The sequence below is a fragment of the Mesorhizobium sp. B2-3-11 genome, from assembly GCF_006442215.1.
Classification (GTDB): domain Bacteria; phylum Pseudomonadota; class Alphaproteobacteria; order Rhizobiales; family Rhizobiaceae; genus Mesorhizobium; species Mesorhizobium salmacidum.
On sequence record NZ_VFVS01000010.1, the window covers coordinates 157,384 to 180,383 of the forward strand.

At 63.5% G+C, this 23,000-nt stretch carries 22 protein-coding genes; 4 read left to right on the forward strand and 18 right to left on the reverse strand.

Annotated features, from left to right (window positions below; translation table 11 throughout):
• Positions 1–289 precede the first annotated feature (289 nt).
• The 5 genes from FJ960_RS16000 to FJ960_RS16020 all read right to left on the reverse strand — a co-directional run bounded on the left by FJ960_RS16000 (position 290) and on the right by FJ960_RS16020 (position 6,463).
• Positions 290–2,431, reverse strand: coding sequence for a sodium-translocating pyrophosphatase (locus FJ960_RS16000; RefSeq protein WP_140715200.1), 2,142 nt, complete (start codon positions 2,429–2,431; stop codon positions 290–292).
• 238 nt (positions 2,432–2,669) lie between these two features.
• Entirely contained in the window at positions 2,670–3,419 is a 750-nt protein-coding gene (locus tag FJ960_RS16005) for an ABC transporter permease (protein ID WP_140506501.1), read from the reverse strand.
• Complete coding sequence (locus FJ960_RS16010) at positions 3,416–4,354, reverse strand: ABC transporter ATP-binding protein (RefSeq protein WP_140715202.1); 939 nt, start codon at positions 4,352–4,354, stop codon at positions 3,416–3,418. The genes FJ960_RS16005 and FJ960_RS16010 overlap by 4 nt, the downstream gene beginning before the upstream one ends.
• Complete coding sequence (locus FJ960_RS16015; RefSeq protein ID WP_140715204.1) at positions 4,351–5,514, reverse strand: ABC transporter permease; 1,164 nt, start codon at positions 5,512–5,514, stop codon at positions 4,351–4,353. The genes FJ960_RS16010 and FJ960_RS16015 overlap by 4 nt, the downstream gene beginning before the upstream one ends.
• A gap of 37 nt (positions 5,515–5,551) precedes the next feature.
• Positions 5,552–6,463, reverse strand: a complete 912-nt coding sequence (locus FJ960_RS16020) for an ABC transporter substrate-binding protein (RefSeq protein ID WP_140715206.1) — start codon at positions 6,461–6,463, stop codon at positions 5,552–5,554.
• A 218-nt stretch (positions 6,464–6,681) separates the two neighbouring features.
• Here FJ960_RS16020 and FJ960_RS16025 point away from each other — a divergent pair, with 218 nt between their 5' ends.
• On the forward strand, positions 6,682–7,254 hold the full coding sequence (locus FJ960_RS16025) for an NADPH-dependent FMN reductase (protein WP_140506581.1): 573 nt from the start codon (positions 6,682–6,684) through the stop codon (positions 7,252–7,254).
• 14 nt (positions 7,255–7,268) lie between these two features.
• On the opposite strand, the gene FJ960_RS16030 is transcribed toward FJ960_RS16025, so the two are convergent.
• The 13 genes from FJ960_RS16030 to FJ960_RS16090 all read right to left on the reverse strand — a co-directional run bounded on the left by FJ960_RS16030 (position 7,269) and on the right by FJ960_RS16090 (position 19,753).
• Entirely contained in the window at positions 7,269–8,480 is a 1,212-nt protein-coding gene (locus FJ960_RS16030) for an MFS transporter (protein WP_140506509.1), read from the reverse strand.
• Positions 8,477–8,977, reverse strand: coding sequence for a transcription antitermination factor NusB (nusB, locus tag FJ960_RS16035; protein ID WP_140715208.1), 501 nt, complete (start codon positions 8,975–8,977; stop codon positions 8,477–8,479). The genes FJ960_RS16030 and nusB overlap by 4 nt, the downstream gene beginning before the upstream one ends.
• Complete coding sequence (gene ribH / locus FJ960_RS16040; protein WP_140506511.1) at positions 8,974–9,468, reverse strand: 6,7-dimethyl-8-ribityllumazine synthase; 495 nt, start codon at positions 9,466–9,468, stop codon at positions 8,974–8,976. The genes nusB and ribH overlap by 4 nt, the downstream gene beginning before the upstream one ends.
• A gap of 108 nt (positions 9,469–9,576) precedes the next feature.
• Positions 9,577–10,194 carry a riboflavin synthase gene (locus FJ960_RS16045; protein ID WP_140715210.1) on the reverse strand — a complete coding sequence of 206 codons (618 nt, stop codon included), beginning with the start codon at positions 10,192–10,194 and terminating at the stop codon, positions 9,577–9,579.
• Positions 10,195–10,200: 6 nt separating this feature from the next.
• Positions 10,201–11,337: a bifunctional diaminohydroxyphosphoribosylaminopyrimidine deaminase/5-amino-6-(5-phosphoribosylamino)uracil reductase RibD gene (gene ribD, locus FJ960_RS16050; RefSeq protein ID WP_140715212.1), complete on the reverse strand. Its 1,137-nt coding sequence runs from the start codon at positions 11,335–11,337 to the stop codon at positions 10,201–10,203.
• A gap of 2 nt (positions 11,338–11,339) precedes the next feature.
• Positions 11,340–11,819 carry a transcriptional regulator NrdR gene (gene nrdR, locus FJ960_RS16055; RefSeq protein ID WP_140715215.1) on the reverse strand — a complete coding sequence of 160 codons (480 nt, stop codon included), beginning with the start codon at positions 11,817–11,819 and terminating at the stop codon, positions 11,340–11,342.
• Between the two features lie 155 nt (positions 11,820–11,974).
• Positions 11,975–12,556, reverse strand: coding sequence for a hypothetical protein (locus FJ960_RS16060; RefSeq protein ID WP_246672844.1), 582 nt, complete (start codon positions 12,554–12,556; stop codon positions 11,975–11,977).
• Between the two features lie 114 nt (positions 12,557–12,670).
• Positions 12,671–13,984: a serine hydroxymethyltransferase gene (glyA, locus tag FJ960_RS16065; protein ID WP_140715219.1), complete on the reverse strand. Its 1,314-nt coding sequence runs from the start codon at positions 13,982–13,984 to the stop codon at positions 12,671–12,673.
• Between the two features lie 177 nt (positions 13,985–14,161).
• Positions 14,162–15,802, reverse strand: coding sequence for a Na+/H+ antiporter (locus FJ960_RS16070; protein ID WP_140715221.1), 1,641 nt, complete (start codon positions 15,800–15,802; stop codon positions 14,162–14,164).
• 134 nt (positions 15,803–15,936) lie between these two features.
• The gene (locus tag FJ960_RS16075) at positions 15,937–17,190 is read right to left on the reverse strand and encodes a L,D-transpeptidase family protein (RefSeq protein ID WP_140506523.1); all 1,254 of its coding nucleotides are present in this window, start codon (positions 17,188–17,190) and stop codon (positions 15,937–15,939) included.
• A 350-nt stretch (positions 17,191–17,540) separates the two neighbouring features.
• Positions 17,541–18,056 (reverse strand): winged helix DNA-binding protein, encoded by a 516-nt coding sequence (locus FJ960_RS16080; protein WP_013896002.1) that lies wholly within the window; start codon positions 18,054–18,056, stop codon positions 17,541–17,543.
• Between the two features lie 237 nt (positions 18,057–18,293).
• Positions 18,294–18,716 (reverse strand): DUF6163 family protein, encoded by a 423-nt coding sequence (locus FJ960_RS16085; protein ID WP_027143571.1) that lies wholly within the window; start codon positions 18,714–18,716, stop codon positions 18,294–18,296.
• Positions 18,713–19,753, reverse strand: coding sequence for an enoyl-CoA hydratase/isomerase family protein (locus FJ960_RS16090; RefSeq protein ID WP_140715223.1), 1,041 nt, complete (start codon positions 19,751–19,753; stop codon positions 18,713–18,715). Before FJ960_RS16090 ends, FJ960_RS16085 begins: the two co-directional genes overlap by 4 nt.
• Before the next feature lie 161 nt (positions 19,754–19,914).
• Here FJ960_RS16090 and FJ960_RS16095 point away from each other — a divergent pair, with 161 nt between their 5' ends.
• The 3 genes from FJ960_RS16095 to FJ960_RS16105 all read left to right on the forward strand — a co-directional run bounded on the left by FJ960_RS16095 (position 19,915) and on the right by FJ960_RS16105 (position 22,971).
• Positions 19,915–20,736 (forward strand): DUF2066 domain-containing protein, encoded by an 822-nt coding sequence (locus tag FJ960_RS16095; RefSeq protein ID WP_140506527.1) that lies wholly within the window; start codon positions 19,915–19,917, stop codon positions 20,734–20,736.
• 111 nt (positions 20,737–20,847) lie between these two features.
• Positions 20,848–21,879, forward strand: coding sequence for a porphobilinogen synthase (gene hemB / locus FJ960_RS16100; protein WP_027143568.1), 1,032 nt, complete (start codon positions 20,848–20,850; stop codon positions 21,877–21,879).
• A gap of 447 nt (positions 21,880–22,326) precedes the next feature.
• Positions 22,327–22,971 carry a dihydrofolate reductase family protein gene (locus FJ960_RS16105; RefSeq protein WP_140715225.1) on the forward strand — a complete coding sequence of 215 codons (645 nt, stop codon included), beginning with the start codon at positions 22,327–22,329 and terminating at the stop codon, positions 22,969–22,971.
• Positions 22,972–23,000: the final 29 nt, after the last annotated feature.

Below are 23,000 nucleotides of genomic sequence, written 5' to 3' on the forward strand. Positions count from 1 at the left end.
TGGGAGCGATCCCACGGGTTTTTGTTTGGCCGGTCCGGCTCGCCAGTGGTGGGGCAAACCCGTATCAAACCGCCAAGCTGGGGAGCTTGGACATGAGCAGTGACGACCGTGCGATGCCGGATGGCTGGACGACGACGGGGACACCCGACCGGCAGACCGTGACAGGATGAAATGCTGAAATTTTGTGGCAACCGGCGAGACACGAAATCCCGTTCCTGGTCGCAGCAACCCATCAAATGAAAAATCCGCGGGATCGCTCCCGCGGATTTTCAGATTCAATCGTTGCCGTTCAGCCGTGCGCGAGCACGGCCAGCAGCAAGAGTGCCACGATGTTGGTGATCTTGATCGCCGGGTTGACCGCAGGGCCGGCGGTGTCCTTGTAGGGATCGCCGACTGTATCGCCGGTCACCGAAGCCTTGTGCGCCTCGGAACCCTTCAGGTGCTTGACGCCGTTCTTGTCGATGAAACCGTCCTCGAACGACTTCTTTGCGTTGTCCCAGGCGCCACCGCCCGAAGTCATCGAGATCGCGACGAACAGGCCATTGACGATGACGCCAAGGAGCGAAGCGCCGAGCGCGGCGAAGGCGGACGCCTTCGAGCCCGAGATCAACAGCACGCCGAAATAGACGACGAGCGGCGCCAGCACCGGCAGCAGCGACGGGATGATCATCTCCCGGATCGCCGCCTTGGTCAGGAGATCGACCGCACGCGCGTAGTTCGGCTTCGAGGTGCCGGCCATGATGCCCGGATCCTCGCGGAACTGCTTGCGCACCTCCTCGACGATGGCGCCCGCCGCGCGGCCGACGGCCGTCATGGCGATACCGCCGAACAGGTAGGGAATGAGGCCGCCGAAGATCAGGCCGGCGACCACGTAAGGATTGGAGAGATCGAAGGAGATTTCGCCCATGCCCTGGAAGTAGGGATATTTGTCGCCATTGGCGGCAAAGAACTTCAGGTCGTTCGAATAGGCCGCGAACAGCACCAGCGCGCCGAGACCGGCCGAACCGATGGCGTAGCCCTTGGTCACCGCCTTGGTGGTGTTGCCGACCGCGTCGAGCGCGTCGGTGGAGTGACGCACTTCCTTGGGCAGGCCGGCCATTTCGGCAATGCCGCCGGCATTGTCGGTGACCGGGCCGAAGGCGTCGAGCGCCACGATCATGCCGGCGAGGCCGAGCATGGTGGTGACGGCAATCGCGGTGCCGAACAAACCGCCGAGCTGGTAGGTGGCGATGATGCCGCCGACGATGACGATTGCCGGAAGCGCCGTCGATTCCAGCGAGACTGCCAGCCCCTGGATGACATTGGTGCCGTGGCCGGTCACCGATGCCTGGGCGATCGAGTTGACCGGGCGCTTGTTGGTGCCGGTGTAGTATTCGGTGATCACCACGATCAACCCGGTCACCACAAGGCCGATGAGGCCGCAGATGAACAGGTTCTTGCCGGTGATGGTCATGCCGGCAACGGTGCCGACCTCGCCCCAGCCGAGCGTGGCCGAGGTGGCGACGCCGAGGCCAACGACCGATAGAAGGCCGGTCACGATAAGGCCCTTGTAGAGCGCGCCCATGATCGAGCCGTTGGAGCCGAGCTTGACGAAGAAGGTGCCGACGATCGAGGTGAGGATGCAGGCGCCGCAGATGGCGAGCGGATACAGCATTGTCGCACCGAGGACAGCGGTGCCGCCGAAGAAGATGGCGGCGAGAACCATGGTGGCGACGACCGTCACCGCATAGGTCTCGAACAGGTCGGCGGCCATGCCGGCGCAGTCGCCGACATTGTCGCCGACATTGTCGGCGATGGTGGCCGGATTGCGCGGATCATCCTCCGGAATACCGGCTTCGACCTTGCCGACCAGATCGCCGCCGACATCGGCGCCCTTGGTGAAAATGCCGCCGCCGAGACGGGCGAAGATCGAGATCAGCGAAGCGCCGAAGCCGAGCGAGACCAGCGAGTCGATGACGATGCGGTCATTGGGCTGGAGGCCGAGGAAATGGGTGAGGATGAGGTAGTAGATCGAAACGCCAAGCAGGGCCAGGCCCGCAACCAGCATGCCGGTGATGGCGCCCGACTTGAAGGCGATGTCGAGACCGGCGGCAAGGCTGTTGGAAGCCGCTTGCGCGGTACGCACATTGGCCCGCACCGAAACATGCATGCCGATGAAGCCGGCGGCGCCCGACAGAACGGCACCGATCAGGAAGCCGATGGCGGCGGTGATCGACAGCAGCCACCAGGCGAGGAGGAGCACGACGACGCCGACGATGGCGATGGTGGTGTACTGGCGTGCCAGATAGGCTTGCGCGCCTTCGCGAATGGCTGCGGAAATTTCCTGCATGCGTGCATTGCCCTGATCGGCCGCAAGGACCGAACGTGTCGCCCATATGGCGTAAAGGACAGAAAGCAAGCCGCAGGCGATGACGGCGGAAATTATGGTCATTGCCGGGTTTTCCTCGATTGTTGGCCCAAAAGAACCCCTCCCTGGGCCGTTGAGACAAAGACGGAATCCCGTGCATGGAATCCCCCTCTTCGCATCGGTGTATGCGAAACAGGGCTGCGAACGTCAAGATATGGTTCGATTTTTGCCCGGCTTTCGCCCAAAAGTCGATGCTGGCGAGTGTCCGTCGCGATCTCTCGGCGGTTAGATCGATTGAAATCGTCCCGACCATCGGGCACGGTCAGTCCGCCTCTCTGCCCATGCGCCGCGCCGCGTAGCGCTCGACGGCCGACAGTCCGTCATAGATCAGCACGGCAAGCGCCGCCACGATCAGACCGCCCTGCAGGATGAAGGCCAGATTGTTCGACAGCAAGCCGGCGATGATCACCTCGCCGAGCGTCCTGGCCGCCACCGTCGAGCCGATGGTGGCCGTGGCCAGGCTGATCACCACCGACAGCCTGATACCGCCAAGGATGATCGGCGCGCTGAGCGGCAGTTCGACCTTGGTGAGCCTTTGCCAGCCGGTCATGCCGGCGCCACGCGCAGCCTCGACGACATTGGCCGGCAACGTCGTCAGTCCGGTGAGCGCGTTCTCGAAGATCGGCAGCAGACCATAGAGAAACAGCGCGATCAGCGTCGGCTTCTCGCCGAAGCCCACCGCCGGCACGGCGAGCGCCAGCACCGCCACCGGCGGAAAGGTCTGGCCGATATTGACCAGGCTGCGCGACAGCGGCAGGAATTCGGCGCCGGCGGGCCGGGTGACCAGGATGGCGAGCGCCACAGCGACGATGGTGGCCGCGACGGTCGCGATCAGCACGGTGCGCAGATGCAGCAGCGTCAGCGTCAGCAGGCTGCCTTGATTGTAGATGACGGGAGCGTTGTTTTCGGTCAGCGGCTTCAGCAACGGCTCGAACCAACCCGGGCTGGTGGTGAAGGCAACAAGCAACACCACAAGCGCAAGCCTGAGCAGCAGAGGCAGCCAGGCTTTCATGACGGCCTCGCCGCCCGCTTGACCAGGCCATCCACGGTGACGCGGCCGATCGGCTTGCCGTCGGTGCCCTTGACCGGCAGCGCCGGCCTGCCGGACCAGAGAAGTTCCGCGAGCGCGTCACGCTGGCTGGCGTCGCCGGGGATCGGATCGCCTTCGGCGGCGCCCTGCTCCACCGCATCGCGCACCCGGCCCAGCGACAGCAGCCTGAATGGCCTTTCGCTGGCGCCGACCAGCGTCTCGACAAAAGCGTTGGCCGGCTTCGCCAGAATCTCCGCCGGCCCTGCATATTGCACGAGCTTGCCGGCGTCCATGACCGCGATCCTGTCGCCCATGTGCACGGCCTCTTCCATGTCATGGGTAACGAGGATGATGGTGGTGCCGAAGCGCTTCTGGATCGCCAGCAAATCCTCCTGCGCCTTGGTGCGGATGATCGGGTCGAGCGCGCCGAACGGCTCATCCATCAAAAGAACGTTGGGCTCGGCGGCAAGCGCGCGGGCCACGCCGACGCGCTGCTGCTGGCCCCCGGACAGTTCGTGCGGATAGCGCGGCCCGAATTCCCGGGGATCAAGCTGGTAGAGCGTCATCAGTTCATCGACGCGGGCCTTGATGCGGGCCTTGTCCCAGCCAAGCAGCACCGGCACGGTGGCGATGTTCTGCGCCACGGTACGATGCGGAAACAGGCCGTGGCCCTGGATTGCGTAGCCGATGCTGCGCCGCAGTTCGTAACCGGGCACCGATCGATTGTCGGCGCCGTCGAGCTTGACGACGCCGGCGGTTGGTTCGACCAGCCGGTTGATCATGCGCAGCAGCGTCGTCTTGCCGGAACCCGAAGTGCCGACAATGACGCAAACCGTGCGCGGCTCGATGACCATCGAGACGTTGTCGACGACTGTCGTCGCGTCATAGCGCTTGGTGATGCCTTCGATCTCGATCATGCCGTTTCAACCCTGCGCTTGGTGACGGTCATTTCGATTACCGCGTCGAGGATGATGGCGGCGGCGAAGGCGAGCGCCACGGTCGGCACCGCGCCGAGCAGCACCAGGTCCATCGCCGTCTGGCCGACGCCCTGGAACACGAACACGCCAAAACCGCCGCCGCCGATCAACGCGGCGATGGTGGCAAGGCCGATGTTCTGCACCAGGACAATGCGGATGCCCGTCAGGATCACCGGAAAGGCCAGCGGAAACTCGACACCGAACAGGCGCTGGCGATCGGTCATGCCCATGCCCCGCGCCGCGTCGTTGGCGGCACGCGGCACGCCAGCAAGGCCGACCACGGTGTTGGCCACCACTGGCAGCAGCGAATAGAGAAACAGCGCGACGAAGGCGGGTGCCGTGCCGATGCCCCTGATGCCGAGCGCGGCGGCTCCCGGCACATGGGTTGCGACCCAGCCAAGCGGCGCGATCAGCAGGCCGAACAGCGCGATCGAAGGAATGGTCTGGATGATGTTCAAGACGTTGAGGAGGCCGGCCCGCAGGCTTTCGACACGATGGCACAGGATGCCGAGCGGCAGGCCGACGATCACGGCGGCAAGCAATGAGCCGAGCGCCAGGGTCACATGTTTGGAGCCTTCGGCCCAAAAGCTGTCGGCACGGTTGGAATACTCCTTGAGGATCGAGAGGCTGTCCCAGCGTCCCGAAATCAGCAGCAAACCGATGGCCAGCGCCGCGACGACAAGCACGCCGACGCGCGGCCAGGGCGACAGATTGAGCCTGGTCAGCACGTCGGCGAGCAAAAGCGTGAAGGCGAAGATGAGAATCCAGAAGCCGGAGGCCGGCGAGACCCGGGCAAAGGTATTGCCGGCCGGAGTGAGGAATGTGCCGGCGACACCGATGAGCAGCGTCAGCGCGGCAAGCGCCACGACGCTGGCTGCAAGGCGCAAGATGAGCGGCGTCCTGAACAGGGCGACAAGGGCGGCCAGTACGAGGATCGCCGAAAGCAGCGGACCGGTCATTGCCGGCAGAGCTTCGAGAATCGAGCGCGCCTGACCGGGAACGATGCGGTTGGCGCGGAAGGTGGCGAATGGTGCGAGAAACACGGCGTAAGCAGCGAGCGCGGCGATGACCACGCCGAGTTTGTCGAAGCGGATGGTCATGACGCGCCTCGCACTGACGTCACTTATCGACGCAAAGCTATTTCAAGAACCCGTTCTTCTTCAAAAAGTCCTCGGCAACGCCCTTGACCGGCTCGCCGCCGACCTGCACGCGTCCATTGAGCTCCTGCAGCGTGACGAGATCGAGCTTGGCGAACACCGGCTTCAGCAGCGTCTCGATCTCCGGGTGCTCCTTCAGCACGGATTCGCGGATGATCGGCGCCGGCTGGTAGACGGGCTGCACGCCCTTGTCGTCGGTCAACACGACGAGGCCCGATGGCGCGATGCCGCCATCGGTGCCGTAGACCATGGCGGCATTGGCGCCGCTGGTCTGGTTGGCGGCCGCCGCGATGGTCGCTGCCGTGTCGCCACCCGAGAGGGTGATCAGCTGGTCAGGCTTCAGCGTGAAGCCATAGGTGGTCTGGAAGGCCGGAAGGGCTGCCGCCGAATTGACGAACTCGGCGGAGGCCGCCAGCACCACCTTGCCGCCGCCGGAGACGTATTTGCCGAAGTCCGACAGCGTGACGAGCTTGTTCTCGTCAGTCACTTCCTTGCGCAGGGCGATCGCCCAGGTGTTGTTGGCCGGCGCCGGTGACAGCCAGACGATCTTGTTGGCGTCGTAGTCGAGCTTCTTGGCCGTCTCATAAGCCTTGGCGGCGTCCTTCCACACGGGATCATCGGCCTTCTCGAAGAAGAAGGCGGCATTGCCGGTGTATTCGGGATAGATGTCGATCTCGCCGGCGGTGATCGCCTTGCGCACCACCGGCGTGCCGCCGAGCTGGATGCGATCCGTGGTCTTGATGTTGTTGGCGTTGAGGACGAGCTGGATAATGTTGCCGAGCACGCCACCCTCGGTGTCGATCTTCGAGGAGACGACGACCTGAGCGCTCGCGGAAGCCACCGTGATGGCGAGCGCCATTGCCGCGCTGGCCAGAACCTTGACTGAAAACATTGTGAAAACCCCTTGCTGTGAACCGGAATGCGGCGGGCGCATATGAGCATGGCTTCAACGGCCAGTCGGGGCATACGGTTTCATAAGAAGGCGGATCAGCGCAATATTTTTGTTCCAAACGCGCCGATTTCGGCGCGGCGGCAACGGCGGGCTGGCGATCGGCCGCCTTCCGGTGAATAATGCCGCGAGGGGTGGGCGGCAAACAGGGAGAGCGTGTCATGGCCATACACAAGGTCGGTTATCTCATCGGCAGCCTTGCCCGGGAATCCATCAACCGCAAGCTCGCGAAGGCGCTCGTTCAACTTGCCCCTCCCGAGCTCGAAATGACGGAAATCGGCTTCAAGGATCTGCCGCTCTACAGTTACGATTACGACGCCAATTTCCCACCGGCCGCCCAGGCTTTCAAAAAGGCGATCGCCTCCGTCCAGGCCGTGCTGTTCGTCACCCCGGAGTACAACCGCTCGATCCCCGGCGGACTGAAGAACGCAATCGACTGGGCCAGTCGCCCCTACGGCAAGAATTCATTCGCGCGCAAACCGTCCGCCGTCATCGGAACATCGCCGGGCGCCATCGCGACCGCCGTCGCCCAACAGAGCCTGCGCAGCGTTCTGAGTTTCTGCAACTCGCCGCAGATGAATGCGCCCGAAGCCTATATCCAGTTCACGCCGGGGCTGATCACGGATGAGGGCGAGGTGACGGTTGAATCCACCAAAGACTTCCTGCGCAATTATATGGCTGAGTTCCATATGTTCATAGCGCGGGTGCTTCAGGTCCTGCCGCCGGACGCATAACTTTCAAATTGGCGTCAGGCCGGCCGCAAGCTCGTTATCTTCAGCGCGCCGAGTGCCACGAAGCAAAGTGCGGCGACAGGAAAGATCATCCAGTTGAGCATCGTCCAGCCCCAGGCGTTGTAGACCATGCCCGACATCAGCGACGCGCAGGCGACGGAGCCGAACAGGACAAAGTCGTGGAAGCCCTGCACCTTGCCCTTTTCGGACGGGTTGTAGCTGGCCGCCACCATGGCGGTGGCGCCGATGAAGGCGAAATTCCAGCCGAGGCCGAGCAGGATCAGCGCCGTCCAGAATTGCCACAGCGCCAGGCCCGACAAGGCAACGACGGCACAGCCGGTCAGCAACAGCAGGCCGGTGGCGACAACGCGCTCGGCGCCGAAGCGATGGATCAGCGAGCCGGTGAAGAAGCTTGGCCCGAACATCGCCATGACATGCCAGGAGATGCCCAGCGTCGCATCGTCCTCGGACAGGCCGCAGCCGACCATGGCGAGCGGCGCGCCGGTCATGACGAAACTCATCAGCGCGTAACTGCCGACGGCGCAGAAGAGCGCCGCTACGAAACGCGGCTTTGTGACGATTTCGAAAAGGGGTCTGGCATCGCCGTCGGCAACGTCCACCTTGCTCGCGGTCCTCGCCGGCAAGCGCAGGAACGAAAGGACGATGGCGCCGACCGCCGCCAGCGGCAGGATCGAGGCGAAAGAACCGGCAAACATGACAGGCGCAAACAATTCGCGGGTGAAGATGACGATCTGCGGCCCGAGAATGGCGGTGATGATGCCACCGGCGAGCACGAAGGAGATGGCGCGCGCCTTGAACGCCGGCGGCGCGTTGTCGGCCGCGGCAAAGCGGAACTGCTGGACGAAGGCGCCGCCGACGCCGATGACAAGCAGCGCGAACGCGAACAGCCAGAAGCTGCCGTGGAACAATGCCAGGGTGGCGACCAGCCCGCCGAGCGCGGTGACGACGGTTCCGGTCATGAAGCCGCCCCGCTGGCCGAGCCATCGGATGATGGCCGCCGCGGGCAAGGCGCCGAGCGCCACGCCGAGATTGAAGCCGGTGATCGGCGCCGTCGCCAGGGATTTGTCGGCGCCGAGCAGATATTGCCCGGCCAGCGCGCCCATGGAAATGGCGATGGGGGCGGCCGAACCGATGATCGCCTGCGAGGCAGCTAGGATCAGCGCGGTGCGCCGCGCCTCCTTGCCCGCCTCGACGGCAATGGCCGTCATGATGCGTCCTTGCCGCGGCCCTCGCCACGCACACGGCGCGACACACGGTCGAGCACGGCGTTGACCAGCTTCGGCTCGTCCTCCTCGTAGAAGGCCTTGGCGATATCGACATATTCGGTGACGATGACCGCGACAGGCACGTCCTCGCGCTTCATCAGCTCATAGACGCCCGCGCGCAGAATGGCACGCAGCGTGGAATCGAGGCGCGACAGCGGCCAGTCGTCGGTCAGCGCCTGGCGGATAATTGGATCAATGGTCTTCTGGTTCTCTACGACGCCTGTCAGGATAGCGCGAAACCATTGCGCGTCCGCCTCGCGATAGACCGCGCCGTCGACTTCCTTGCCGAGGCGGAACGCCTCGTACTCGGCGGTGATCTCGAACACGCCACTGCCGGCGACATCCATCTGGTAGAGCGCCTGCACGGCGGCTAGACGGGCAGCACCGCGCTTGTTGGCGTGGCGCACCGCGGGCTGTCCTGGCGAAGCGGGTTCGCTCACGATCGCGCTCCCAATTGTTCCTTCAGCGCGATCATGGTCAGCGCCGCACGCGCGGCAAAGCCGCCCTTGTCGCCTTCCGAGCGTTTGGCCCGCGTCCACGCCTGTGCATCGTTCTCGGTGGTCAGGATGCCGTTGCCGATGCAGACCGAGTCCTGCACGGACAGGTCCATGAGCGCACGGCTGGATTCATTGGCGACGATGTCGAAATGATAGGTGTCGCCACGAATAATGGTGCCGAGCGCGACAAAACCGTCATAGCCGGTCCCGCCTTCGGCCATGCCGTCGAGCGCGAAGGTGATCACCGCGGGAATTTCGAGCGAACCGGGAACAGTGACGACGTCGTAAGTCGCGCCCGCTTCATCGAGCGCGCTTGTCGCGCCGTCGAGCAGCGCGTCGGCAAGGTCGTCGTGAAAGCGCGCCTCAATAACAAGAAGGTGGGCCTTCGTCTTGGGACGAATGAACGCCTTGCCGTGTTGGGATGTGCCAGCCATAGATGTCTCCGGGGTCGCCGGTGACTTAGGCCGAAGCCGGTTTGATCGCAAGCGGAAGATTGCCCGAGGCGTATCAGATTGCCGTGGGCCGGCCTGTTCCGCAGGCTATCAAAGCCCCTCTTTCGCCGCCTCCGCCAGCCGCGCCGCGTAGCGCGCCATGGTGTCGATCTCGAGATTGACGCGGTCGCCGGTCTTGCGCTCGCCCCAGGTAGTGACGGTCAGCGAATGATGGATCAACAGCACGTCGAAGCGGGTGCCCGCGACGCTGTTGACGGTAAGCGAGGTGCCGTCGAGCGCGACGGAGCCTTTCGGCGCGATGAATTTCGCCAGATGGCGCGGCGCGTCCAGCGTGAAGCGCACCGCATCGCCCTCATCCCTGCGCTCGACGATCTCGGCGATGCCGTCGACATGGCCCGAAACGATGTGGCCACCGAGCTCGTCGCCGATCTTCAGCGCCCGCTCCAGATTGATCCTGGTGCCCGTTTCCCAACCCGCCGCCGTCGTCAGCCTGAGCGCCTCCTCCCAGGCCTCGACCTCGAACCAGCGCGCATTCGAGCCGCTGTCGGGCAACGCCGTGACCGTCAGGCAGACGCCGCCGCAGGAGATCGAGGCGCCAATGGCGATGGTTGCGGGATCATAGGCGGTGTCGATGCGCAGCCCCACCCCTTCCCGCAGCGGCTTGACGGCGGCCACGGTGCCGATATCGGTGACAATCCCGGTAAACATCGATCGCTATCCCTGAAAATCCCTGATCCATTCGGCGTAACCGTCTTCGCCGAACCGCATCTCGCGCAGCTTGCGAAAACCCGCCGGGATATGGTCGGCATCGACAGGCGATGCAATGCCGTCTTCGCCGATCGCTTCCGGTCCCTGGAAAAGCACGATGCGGTCGACCAGCCCGTCGACTAGGAAAGCGCTCGCCACCTTGGCACCGCCCTCGACCAGCACGCTTGCCATGCCGAGCGCCGCCAGATCCTCGAGCAGTTCGGGTAATGCGACGCCGCCCTCGTGCGTCTCCGTGCCGATGAAGCGCACGCCGGCGCGTTCGAGTGCCGCCCGGCGCTGCGGATCGGCCTCCAGGCAAGCCGCGACATAAAGCGGTACGCGATCGACACCGGACACCAGTTTCGAGCCCTCCGGCAGCCTAGCCTGGCGGTCGAGCACGATGCGTGCGGGTGAACGGTTCTCCAGCCCGGGCAAACGCACCGTCAGCGCCGGATCATCTTCCAGCGCCGTGCCGATGCCAACCAGGATGGCGTCCGCCTCGGCGCGCATCAGGTAGACTTCGCGGCGCGCCATGTCGCCTGTTATCGCGACCTGGCCGGCGCCTTCCATGCCGATCTTGTCGTCGCTGGAAAGCGCAAGCTTCAGGATAACTTCCGGGCGTTTTCTCAGAGAGCGAATCAAATAGCCCGCCATCTGTTCGGCAGCTTCGGTGGCCAAGACCTTTTCCACCACTTGGACACCGGCGTCACGCAGGATGGCATAGCCCTTGCCGGAGACCCGCGGATCCGGATCGCTGGCAGCGCCCACGACACGCGCGATGCCGGCGTTGACCAGCGCGTTGGCGCAAGGCGGCGTGCGGCCGTGATGGGCGCAAGGCTCGAGCGTGACATAGGCGGTGGCGCCCCGCGCGAGTTCGCCGGCCTCCGCCAGCGCCTCGGTCTCGGCGTGCGGCCGGCCCCCAATCGCGGTGACGCCGGTACCCACGATCATCGGGCCTGAGCCGTCGTCACGCACGATGATGGTGCCGACGGATGGATTGGTCGAGGTGCGACCGGCGTTCTTGCGCGACAGCCGCAAGGCAGCGGCCATGAAACGGCGGTCCAGGGCCGCTTGCTCGGCCTCGTTGCGTTGCGGTGCTGCCATGCTCAGCCGGCGTCCTCTTCGCTCTTTTCGTCGTCCCCCTTCAGCTCGCCGAGCAGTTCGTGGAAATCCTTGGCCTCGCGGAAATTGCGATAGACCGAGGCGAAGCGCACATAGGCGACATCGTCGAGCGACTTCAGTGCATCCATGACCAGCCGGCCGACCTCGCCGGAAGCCACTTCCGTTTCGCCGGAACTTTCGAGTTGGCGGACAATGCCGGTCACGGCGCGATCGATGCGCTCGGGGTCGACGTTGCGCTTGCGCACCGCGATCTCGACCGAGCGCAACAGCTTGTCGCGGTCGAACGGCACTTTTCGCCCTGATTTCTTGACCACGACGAGGTCGCGCAACTGCACGCGCTCGAACGTCGTGAAACGGCCGCCGCAATCGGGGCAGACACGCCGCCGGCGGATCGCCGCGCCGTCCTCGGCGGGGCGCGAATCCTTCACCTGCGTATCTTCGGACTGGCAATAGGGACAGCGCATGGAGAGCCTTGGGTTCGCGAATCTGGTGGGGTGAAAGGCTTAGAACCTTTCCGGTGCGGATTGAAGCAGTTCCGCTTTTCCACGGCCTGCGTACTCAGAGATAGCGAGGCGCGAGGAAGATTGCCAGCACGCAAGCGGTAGCGCCGGCCAGCCCGCTATGGCGCCACGTCCTTGGTTTGGAAGCCGCAAGACGTGCCGAGATTGCGATAGGCCTTTGTGAAACCGTCCATCGGAATGCTGGCAACGGCCTGCTTGCCGAAGGTGACGTCGAGCGATGTGACTTTTCGCATGGCCCGCAGCAACGCCAGACTTGTCTTGGCCTGATTGTCGATCGTCCAGCTGGGACGGCCATTGACGGCATCGTTGGAGTAAACCGTCGCGGAAACCTTGACGCCCGGATCGCCGAAGATGGCCGCGATCTTCTTGTCGGCCGGCAGGGTCCGGTTGTCGATGGTGATCATGATGGCCGGATAAGCATCGGGCGGCAGCACGTCGCCGGTCGAGATCGACAATGTCAGCGTGCCCGAATTGCCACTCGCGTCGAAGAACGCCGTGGAGGCCGCGCAGGTCTTGTGCGCATCCTGGCCGGTGTCGAGCGTATCGACCATGGTCGTCCATCGGCCGAAACTGCTGGTGGCGGGCATGTCCGGAGCGGGCTGCGTCTGCGCCAAAACGGACCCGCAAGCAGCCAGCCAACCGAAGGCGCCAAGTGAGGCAAGACAAAAATCGCGCATCATCAATTCTCCAGTTCCATGCGTCACCCGATCAGGGGTGACGCACCGCCGGTGGATAAAAGATGACGCGTCGCGCCCAGTCAACCGAGATAGGATGGTCAACCGGGATAAGGATGGTCAACCGAGATAGGGATAGAGCGGGAATCGATCGGTCAATGCAACGACCTTGGCCTTGACCGCCGCCTCGACGGCGGCATTGCCTTCGTCGGAATTGGCGACCTTAAGCCCATCCAGCACCTCGGCGATCAGCTTGCCGATCTCACGGAATTCGGCCTGGCCGAAGCCGCGCGTGGTGCCGGCCGGCGTGCCCAGCCGCACGCCCGAAGTGACGAAGGGCTTTTCCGGGTCGAAGGGGATGCCGTTCTTGTTGCAGGTGATGTTGGCGCGGCCAAGGGCCGCTTCGGCGCGTTTGCCGGTGGCGTTCTTGGGCCTGAGGTCGACCAGCATCAGGTGGTTGTCAGTGCCGCCGGAGACGATGTCGAGGCCCGTTTCCTTGAGGCTGGAAGCCAGCGCCTTGGCGTTGGCGGCAACGGTTTCGGCATAGACCTTGAAGCTCGGCTTCAGCGCTTCGCCGAAGGCCACTGCCTTGGCGGCAATGACATGCATCAGCGGACCGCCCTGCAGGCCGGGGAACACCGCCGAGTTCATCTTCTTGGCGATGTCCTCGTCATTGCACAGGATCATGCCGCCGCGCGGGCCGCGCAGCGACTTGTGGGTGGTGGTCGTCACCACATGGGCGTGCGGCAAGGGCGAGGGATGCACGCCGCCAGCAACGAGGCCAGCAATGTGCGCCATGTCGACCATCAGATAGGCGCCGACCGCGTCCGCGATCTCGCGAAAGCGCTTCCAGTCCCAGATGCGCGAATAGGCTGTGCCGCCGGCCAGGATCAGCTTCGGCTTAGTCTCGTGCGCGGTCTTCTCGATGGCGTCCATGTCCAGCAGGTGGTCGTCCTTGCGTACGCCATAGGAGACGACCTTGAACCATTTGCCGCTCATGTTGACCGGCGAGCCGTGGGTGAGATGGCCGCCGGAATTGAGGTCGAGACCCATGAAGGTGTCGCCGGGCTGCAGCAGCGCCAGGAACACCGCCTGGTTCATCTGGCTGCCGGAATTCGGCTGGACGTTGGCGAAGTTGCAGCCGAACAGCTTTTTCGCGCGCTCGATGGCCAGTTCCTCGGCCACGTCGACGAACTGACAGCCGCCATAGTAGCGCTTGCCCGGATAGCCCTCGGCATATTTGTTGGTCATGATCGACCCCTGCGCCTCGAGCACGGCGCGGGAGACGATGTTCTCCGAGGCGATCAGCTCGATCTCGTGGCGCTGGCGACCGAGTTCGTTGCGGATGGCGCCGAATATCTCCGGATCGGCATCCTCCAAAGTGGTTTCGAAAAAGGATTCGAGCTTGTTGGACGCCGCCGCTGCTGTTGCCATGGCCTGAGTTCCCCGGGGGTTGGAAGGGCAAATTCGTGGATGCAGTCGTCCCAAACCACTTGGCGGTTCTGGGCGACATGCATGCGTTCGCCGGCCATTAACACAGTTGTTTTGGGCTCGCCACGTTTGCGGCGCGAAATTTGCTGGCCGGTTTGCGGCAAAGGATCGGGCGGACCGCTATTTCCTGTCCCGCCGCTGCTTCAGCAAGGCCTCGGTCAATGTGATTTCGGAAAACAGGGCGCGCATCGTGTGATCATTGATCTCTTGGCTGCGGAACATGTCGCGTAGCGCGGATCGCTCGGCTTCGATGCCCGCCGCCCTGAGTTCGAGCTCCAGCCTGCCGGCCTCACGGGCCTCGGCGCGGGCCTCGTCGGCTTCGTCGGAAGCCGCTATGCGCCGCCGGTAGCCGGCCACGATGCTGTCGGCGACGGCCAGCCGGGCCTCGACCGCCTCGCCCTCGCCTGCCTCGTTGGCGATGCTCTCGATCCTGGCGATCGCCGCACTGGCGGCGCCGACGCGCGCCCGGCGCTCCTCCGCTGCGGCCGGATTCTCGCCCGGCTCGACCAGTCCCCGCGCGATCCTGGGCAAGGCAAAGCTGGCAATGACGAGCGAGCAGATGATGACGCCGGCGGCGAGGAAGATCACGACATCGCGTGCCGGAAAGGGCGAGCCATCCTGCAAAGCCAGCGGCAATGACAGGATGCCCGCCAATGTGATGGCGCCGCGCACGCCGGCCACGGAGCCGGCAAGCCGGACGCGAAATCCGAACGGCTCGGCCTTGCGCTTGCCCACACGCGCCGCGATCGCTTGGGCGATGTCCCCGACCCAGATCCACAGGAAGCGCAGCCCGATCAGGCAGAGCGTCAGGATCAGCACCGTCGCCACCGGCTCGATCAGCCAATGCCGGCTGGACAACTCTGGCGGGACCTTGCGGATGATGTCGGGAAGCTGCAGGCCGAGCAGAATGAACAGAGCGCCATTGAAGACGAAAGTGAGCGTCGCCCAGAGCGACAGAATCTGCATGCGCGCCGACACGCCGAGGAAACGGTACATGCCGCTGACCCCGGTCAGCAGACCGGCGGTGACCGCCGCCAGGATGCCCGAGGCTCCGACATGTTCGGCGCCGAGATAGGCGATGAAAGGCAGCAGGATCATCACGAGAACCTGCGCCTCGGCCGGCACGCCGCCGATGCGGCTGAGCAGTTGCAGCGCCTTGGCAGCGATGTACAGGGCCGCGACACCGGCCAGGATGCCAGCGGCGACGGCGTAGAGGAAGCTGAGCGAAGCTCCCGCGAAAGAGAAGCTGCCGGTCAATGCCGCCGCCACCGCAAAGCGGAACATGACTAGGCCCGACGCGTCATTGAGCAACGACTCGCCCTCCAATATGTGCATCAGCCGGGCCGGAACCACATTCCTGTCGACGATCGAGGACACCGCCACGGCGTCGGTCGGCGACAGCACGGCGGCCAGCGCGAAAGCGACGACGAGCGGAATGCTCGGCACCAGCCAGTGCAAGGCATAGCCGAAGCCGACAATGGTGAAGAAGACCAGGCCGATGGCAAGATCGAGTATGGGTCCGCGCAAGGCGACGAGTTCGCGCTTGGGCGCCGCGAAGGCGTCACCGAACAGAAGCGGCGGGATGAACACCAGCAGGAAAAGTTCCGGATCGATCTCGACATGCAGGCCCCCGGCGGGCCAGGCCAGGGCCGCGCCGATGGCGATCTGCAGCACCGGCAACGGCACCCGAACCAGCCGGACGAGCGCGCCGGACAGCGCCACGAAGACGAGCACAACGAGAATGAAGATGGCGACGTCCATGGCACGATTCCGGCTGTCTGCCGACCATGCGCAATAGCCGGAGCTTCGTCCAGCCGGTCGAGCGGCTGGAAATGGCGGCGTCCGCAATAAAAAAGCCGCCCTGAGAGCGGCTTTTTTGCAAAAATATCAGCTCGTTATAGCGACGACGTGATCTGCAGTTCGCTGGCACCGTCGAGCGCGTAGACGTCGTCGCGGAACTGGACGACGCCGGGTCCTGTCGACCACGCCGAGAGATAGAGGAAATGCACCGGCACCGGGTTGGTGACCTGGATCGGCGTGTTCTGGCCGGTCTTGATAGCCGCCTCGAAATGCTGGCGATCCCAGCCGGGCGTGTCGCGCAGGATCCACGTGACGAGATCACGCACGTTCTGGACGCGCACGCAGCCCGAGGAATCGAAGCGCATCATCTTGCCGAACAGACTCTGCTGCGGCGTGTCGTGCATGTAGACGCCGTCAGGGCTCGGGAAATTGATCTTGACCGACGCCATGGCGTTTTCCGAACCGGGATCCTGACGGAAACGGTACTTGGCGGCATCGTCGGTCGACCAGTCCACATTCATCGGGTCGACTTCGCTGCCATCGGGCGCGAACAGGCGGATATGGCTGTTCTTGAGATAATCGGGATCCTTCCGCATCAGCGGAATGATGTCCTTGCGCACGATCGAGACCGGTGCGTTCCAGTACGGATTGACGATGATCTCGTTGATCTTGGAATTGACGATCGGCGTCTGGCGATCGATCTTGCCGACGATCGCGGTGTGGCGAAGCACGACGCGGTCGTTCTCGACCGCTTCGATCTGTGCGGCAGGAATATCGACCAGCACATAGCGGCTGCCCAGCGTGCCGGCCTTCTCTTTCAGCCGCTGCAGATTGGTCTGCAGCTGGCCGAGCCGAATTTGCGCCGAAACGTTCATCGCAGCGTAGGTATACTTGCCCATCGAGCCGTCAGCCGGCAGACCATGGCGCAACTGAAAGCGCTTGACCGCCGAGTCGACATAGGAATCGAAAGCGGTCGAAATGCCGGCGCTCTGCGACAGGTCGCCCGCCATCATCAGGCGCTTGCGCAACGGCACCACGTCCGGGTCATCGACGCCGAGTTGCAGTTTCTTGGTCGCGGGAACGTCCGTCCAGCCGCCCTGGGAGACGATGTTCTGATACTGCGCGACCGCCTGCTCAGTGAAGGCAACGGTCTGCAGGCTGAAGATCGGCAGCGTCGAGGCCACCTTGCCGCCTTCGCTGGCGCGGGCATCGAACTGATCATCCCAATTGCCGCGGGCCGAGGATTTCAGGATATCCCCGATCACATCCTGCGCACTGGCGCGACCGGCCACCATGGCGGCGGCGAGCGCGGAGGCTCCGGAAAGGAAAAAGCGGCGGCTGGTTCTCATGGACGTTCCAGACATTCTTGTAGCGTTCGATCACTTTGCTGCGTCGATTATCGCGCGATCTCGCCCGCACTCTAAAATCGGCAATCTTAACAATTAGCCAACCATGGTCCGTATCACATTGGCGACAAAAGCAAGAGGCGCGATGCGGCTGCAGATGGACGCATGGTCTTCACCACAGCATCACTGCCACTCTCGGTTCCACTGGAATATGGCGGCAACGTGGCCTTGGCCCGTAATTTGCTTTGGCCGGACGCAAGAAAGAAAAGACCGGTGCTTTTCGGCACCGGCCCTGACTGGAGGTCGCTGTTATGGCCACGCTTCTGCGGCGCGGCTCCGTTTCCTGGATGGTCTTACATCCGGTAGGCGATGGTGTCGTTCCAGAAGCGGTCGAGCCGCTGCAGGGCGCGGTTCATCTGCTTGAACTCGTCGGTGTTGATGCCTCCGACCTGTTCGATCGAGCCGACATGGCGCTCATAGAGACCGGCGACCACATCAGCCACTTCATTGCCTTTCGGCGTCAGCGAGACGCGGACCGAACGGCGATCGATGCGTGAGCGCTGGTGGTTGATGAAGCCGAGATCGACCAGCTTCTTCAGATTGTAGGAGACGTTCGAGCCGAGATAGTAGCCACGCGAACGCAGCTCGCCGGCGGTCAGTTCGGAATTGCCGATGTTGAAGAGCAGCAGCGCCTGGATGGCATTGATGTCGGAACGGCCGTTGCGGTCGAATTCGTCCTTGATCACATCAAGCAGACGGCGGTGCAGACGCTCGACCAGCTGCAGCGATTCCATGTACAGAGAACGGATAGCCTCGCGGCGATCGTCGGAAACGTTGGCGGTCTTGGCCGCCGGACGCGAATTGATCATTGTCTTTGCCTCTCGTTTGTCGCCCTGGTGATTTTTTGTTTTTCACCTTGATCGCGACACTATCGAATACTCATAAAATTCGACTTAAACGCTAGGGCTAACAAGAGCTTACCGGTAAGAGGTTTCGGAAGACGCTTAACGAACGGTCACCCGGGCAAGGATGATTAACCTAAAGATTTAGGCAATGATCGCCGGGCGGATTCGAGCGGTCGCCAGGTCGTCAACCCGTACAAGGGCTTAGTGCCGTGCCGGTCGTTTCTGCAGGTAGATGACGACGCGAAAGACGATGTAAAGCAGCGCCACGCAGGCATGCGAGACGATGATCAGGAGACGATGGCCGAAAAGCTCGGGAAAACCAGCATACATGACCGTCTCGGTGACCGCGCATATGAACCAGATCACCGGGCCCCAGGACGCCAGCATCCACAGCCCGGCCGCGGCGAAGGGAAAGAACACGGCGAGCATCACCGCCGCCACCTGCCAATGCACCGGCATGAGATCGAAGCGCCACAGCGAGCCCGGATAGAATCCGATCAGCTTGATCCAGTACAGGATGCCGAACATCAGGCAGTAGCCGGCGATGACGCGCTGGAACCAGGCGAAGATCACCTCGACCGTCGAGGGCTGCAGGACGACGCGTCTCGATGTCACTTCGCTCACAGCCCAAGCTCCCGATCGCCGAGCGGAGCGAAATAGGCCTCGACTTCCGCCTCGCTGACGGCATCGATCTTTGCCGGCCGCCATTGCGGCTTGGAGCCCTTGTCGATGATAGCGGCGCGGATGCCCTCGTAGAAATCGTGGCCAGCCAGCATGCGGTTCAGGATGCGGAACTCCATCCTCATGCAGTCGTCCATCGACAATGTCTGCCCGGCGCTGATCTGCCGCCAGGCGACGCGAAGGCTGGTCGGCGAGCGCATGCGGATCGTCGCCAGCGTCCTGGCCGCGAATTCGTCCTTGCCCGCGCGATCCAGGCTGTCGATGAGGTCCGGCAGCGAGGGTTGGGCGAAATGGCGGGAGATCGCCTCCAGGATGGGCCTGTCGGTCTCCCGCTTGGCCGGAACAAAGAAACCGCGCAGCACCGATTCCGGATCGCCCGTCAGCGCCAGCCGGTCGAGGAAGCTCGGCTGGTCCTCGGCCTTGATGGTGTGGGTGGCCAGCCCCGACCACAGCGCATCGCCATAGCGGATGCGGTTACCGGTCAGCGCCAGGTACATGCCGAATGAACCGCCAAGGTCGGGCAGCAGATGACTGGCGCCGACATCGGGGAAAAAGCCGATGCCGACCTCCGGCATGGCGAACTGGGCATTCTCGGTCATCACCCGGTGTGAACCGTGGAAGGAAATGCCGACCCCACCGCCCATGACGATGCCGTCGATGAGCGCCACATAAGGTTTCTTGAAACGGGCGATGTAGGCGTTGAGCCGATACTCGTCGGCGAAGAACTCGACCGGCGGCTTTCCAGCCCGGCCGGCTTCATAGATGTGCAGGATATCCCCGCCGGCCGAAAACGCCCTGCCCTCTGCCTTGACAACGACGACATCCACGCCGTCGTCCCGCTCCCAGGAGCGCAGGGCCTCGCCCAGCGCCTTGACCATGCGATGGGTGACGGCATTGAGCGCCTGCGGCCGCGTCAGGGTGACGACGCCGGCCCTGCCCAACCTTTCGAAGCGAATTTCGTCGCCTCCACCAAAATCCATCGCCAGAGAATCCTTCCCCGCGCCTGCGGGACTGAAGTGCTAAAGGCGGCGCATGGGTGCGTCAATGGCAGCAGTCTGTCCGCCGCGGTCTTGGCGGCAAGTGGCGGCCGATGCTAGACGTTGGCGGCCATCACGGCAGGCCAAGAGCCGGATAGTGAGCCATGCCGCAGTTTTTGCGCCTTGTCCTTGTTCTGAGTTGCCTGTCTGCGTTGTGGGCAACCAATGTTCCCGCCAGGGCAACCGACCTTGGCGATCTTTACCAATCGCAGACCATCGTCACCGGCCAGGGTGAAGAAAACCGCCAGCTCGGCTTCAAGACTTGCCTCGACAAGGTCCTCGTCCGTGTTTCGGGCGATCAGCGGCTGCTTGCCAGACGCGAAATGGACGCGTTGCGCGACAAGGCCGGCAGCTTTGTCGACAGCTTTCGCTACCATGACCGGCTGGAGGGTATTCCGATCCATGACGAGCAAGGCACGCATGACCGGCCGCATGACCTCACCTGCCTCTACAAGCCTGATGTGATCGACAAGGTGCTGGCATCGCTTGGCAGCAGGCCCTGGCTTGGCGAGCGGCCGACACTCGCCGTCTTCCTCACGACTGAACAGGGCACTCGGCATTTCGTGCTGAGCGCTGAGGAAGGCCACGGCGAAACGATGCGCGAATCCTTCATCAATGCCGCCGGTCCAACGCTGATACATGTCGTCTTTCCGAAGGCTGCGGAGCTTGGCGACCTGGGCGAAGAAGCGTTGCGCGCGGCTGACATGGCAAAGTTGGATCGGCTGGCCAAACAGGCAGGTGGCGACCGAGCGCTCGCCGGCAGCATCGTATGGAGCGATGAGGAGCTAGGCTGGATCGCCGATTGGCGACTGGCCGATCAGGGCAAGACCTGTCGTTGGCAGGTGCGCGGTGTCAGCTTCGACGAGGCGTTCCGCGTCGCGATCCGTGGCGCGGCACAGATCCTTTCGGGCAATGGGCAGCCCTGACCAATAGGCGTGGGGGAAAGCGCCGTGGCAGCTTTGACCCCTGGCACAAACGTGTCGCATTGGTCAGCGCCAAGGGCTCGTGCTAAAAGCCGCCGATCCGGAGTTTTGGCCATGAACAAATTCACCCCAGCAAAACCTGCCGGCGCGCGCAGCGTCGACGACGTCACCGGCAGCCGCCGCCTGCGCCGCATGCGCAAGGCCGACTGGTCGCGCCGGCTCGTGCAGGAGAACAGGCTTTCGGTCGACGACCTGATCTGGCCAATCTTCGTCGTCGAGGGTAGGAATGTCCGCGAACCGATCGCCGCCATGCCCGGCGTCTTCCGCCTGTCGGTCGACCTTGCCGTCAAGGAGGCCGAACGCGCGGCCAAGCTCGGCATCCCGGCTCTTGCCACCTTCCCCAATGTCGATCTCGGCCTGCGCGACCAGACCGGCTCGCACATCCTCGACCCGGAAAACATCATCAACCGCGCCACCCGCGCGATAAAGGAGGCGGTGCCCGAGATCGGCATCATCACCGACGCGGCGCTCGATCCGTTCACCAGCCATGGCCATGACGGCATTCTGCGCGACGGCATCATCGTCAATGACGAAACCGTGGAACAGGTCGCGGCAGCGGCCGTCATCCAGGCGGCTGCCGGCGCCGACATCATCGCGCCATCAGACATGATGGACGGCCGTATCGGTGCCATCCGCGACGCGCTCGACGCCAACGGTTTTCAGGACGTGGCGATCATGTCCTACGCCACCAAATTCGCCTCGGCCTTCTACGGCCCCTATCGCGAAGCAGTCGGCACCGCCGGCCTGCTCAAGGGCGACAAGAAGACCTATTATATCGACCACGCCAATTCGGACGAGGCGGTGCGCGAGGCCGAACAGGACATCGCCGAGGGCGCCGACATGCTGATGGTGAAGCCCGGGCTGCCCTATCTCGACATCATCCGCCGGCTGAAGGACGAATTCCAGATGCCGACCTTCGCCTATCAGGTGTCGGGCGAATATTCGATGATCAAGGCGGCCGGCGCCAATGGCTGGATCGACGGCGAGAAGGCGATGCTGGAATCGCTGCTCGCCTTCAAGCGTGCCGGCTGCGACGGCATCCTGACCTATTTCGCTCCCGAAGTGGCGGAAATGCTGAAAGGGTAGTCTCAAGGTCCCGGGCAAGGCCTTTCAGTAGATGTCACCACTCTTTCGAGCGGTCGGCGGTTCCTTCGAATTCCCGCTGACAAAAACCGGCAGCTGCAGCTAAAATAACCGCGCGGCCGGAGGCGGCCGGCAGCCCGCACCTCGGCCAAGAGGTATGGCTAACGCCTCAGAGGATGCTTCCTGACCCGGTTCCCTGTCGGGGTCGGGCCTCGCCAATGCGGGCACCACATCCGTTTCGTGAAATTTACAGGCGAATGAGTTGATATCGCGGCTGACTCGACGGCCGCCACTGGCCGTCCGAGCCGACCGCTACAACAGTCTGGACATCGCTTGGTGCAAAGGTCTGGATAGATGTCTTTCGATCCGAAAAATACTGCTTGCAATTCACAATCAGTTTGCTAAAAGAAAACCACTTGCAAAATACAACTGGTTACCGAGGAGGTCTTCATGTCCAAGCTTCGCGTCAACGCTTTCAGCCTGTCCCTCGACGGCTACGGCGCCGGGCCCGATCAGAGTCTGGAAAATCCGCTCGGCGTCGGCGGAATGGCCCTGCACAAATGGGCTTTCAGCACCCGCACCTTCCGCAAGATGTTTGGCGAGGAAGGCGGCGAGACAGGCGTCGACGAGGACTTTGCGGCGCGCAGCTTCGAGAACCTCGGCGCCTGGATCCTCGGCCGCAATATGTTCGGCCCGATCCGGGGTGAATGGCCTGACGACAAGTGGAAGGGCTGGTGGGGCGACAATCCGCCCTATCATGTGCCGGTGTTCGTGCTGACCCACCACGAGCGGGCGCCCATCACGATGGAAGGCGGAACAATTTTCCATTTCGTCACCGGCGGGATCCATTCGGCGCTAGAGCGGGCAAAATCAGCGGCCAGCGGCAAGGACGTGCGGGTCGGCGGCGGCGTCTCCACCATCCGGCAATATCTCCAGGAGCGGCTGATCGACGAGATGCACCTGGCAATCTCACCGGTGCTGCTGGGCAAGGGCGAAAACCTTTTTGCCGGCCTCGACATGCCCAACCTTGGTTATCAGTGCACCGAACAGGCGGCAACGGCACTTGCCACACACGTGGTCATCAACAGGGCTTAGTCCGAGACCTTTTGGCGCAGCTCCTTTCT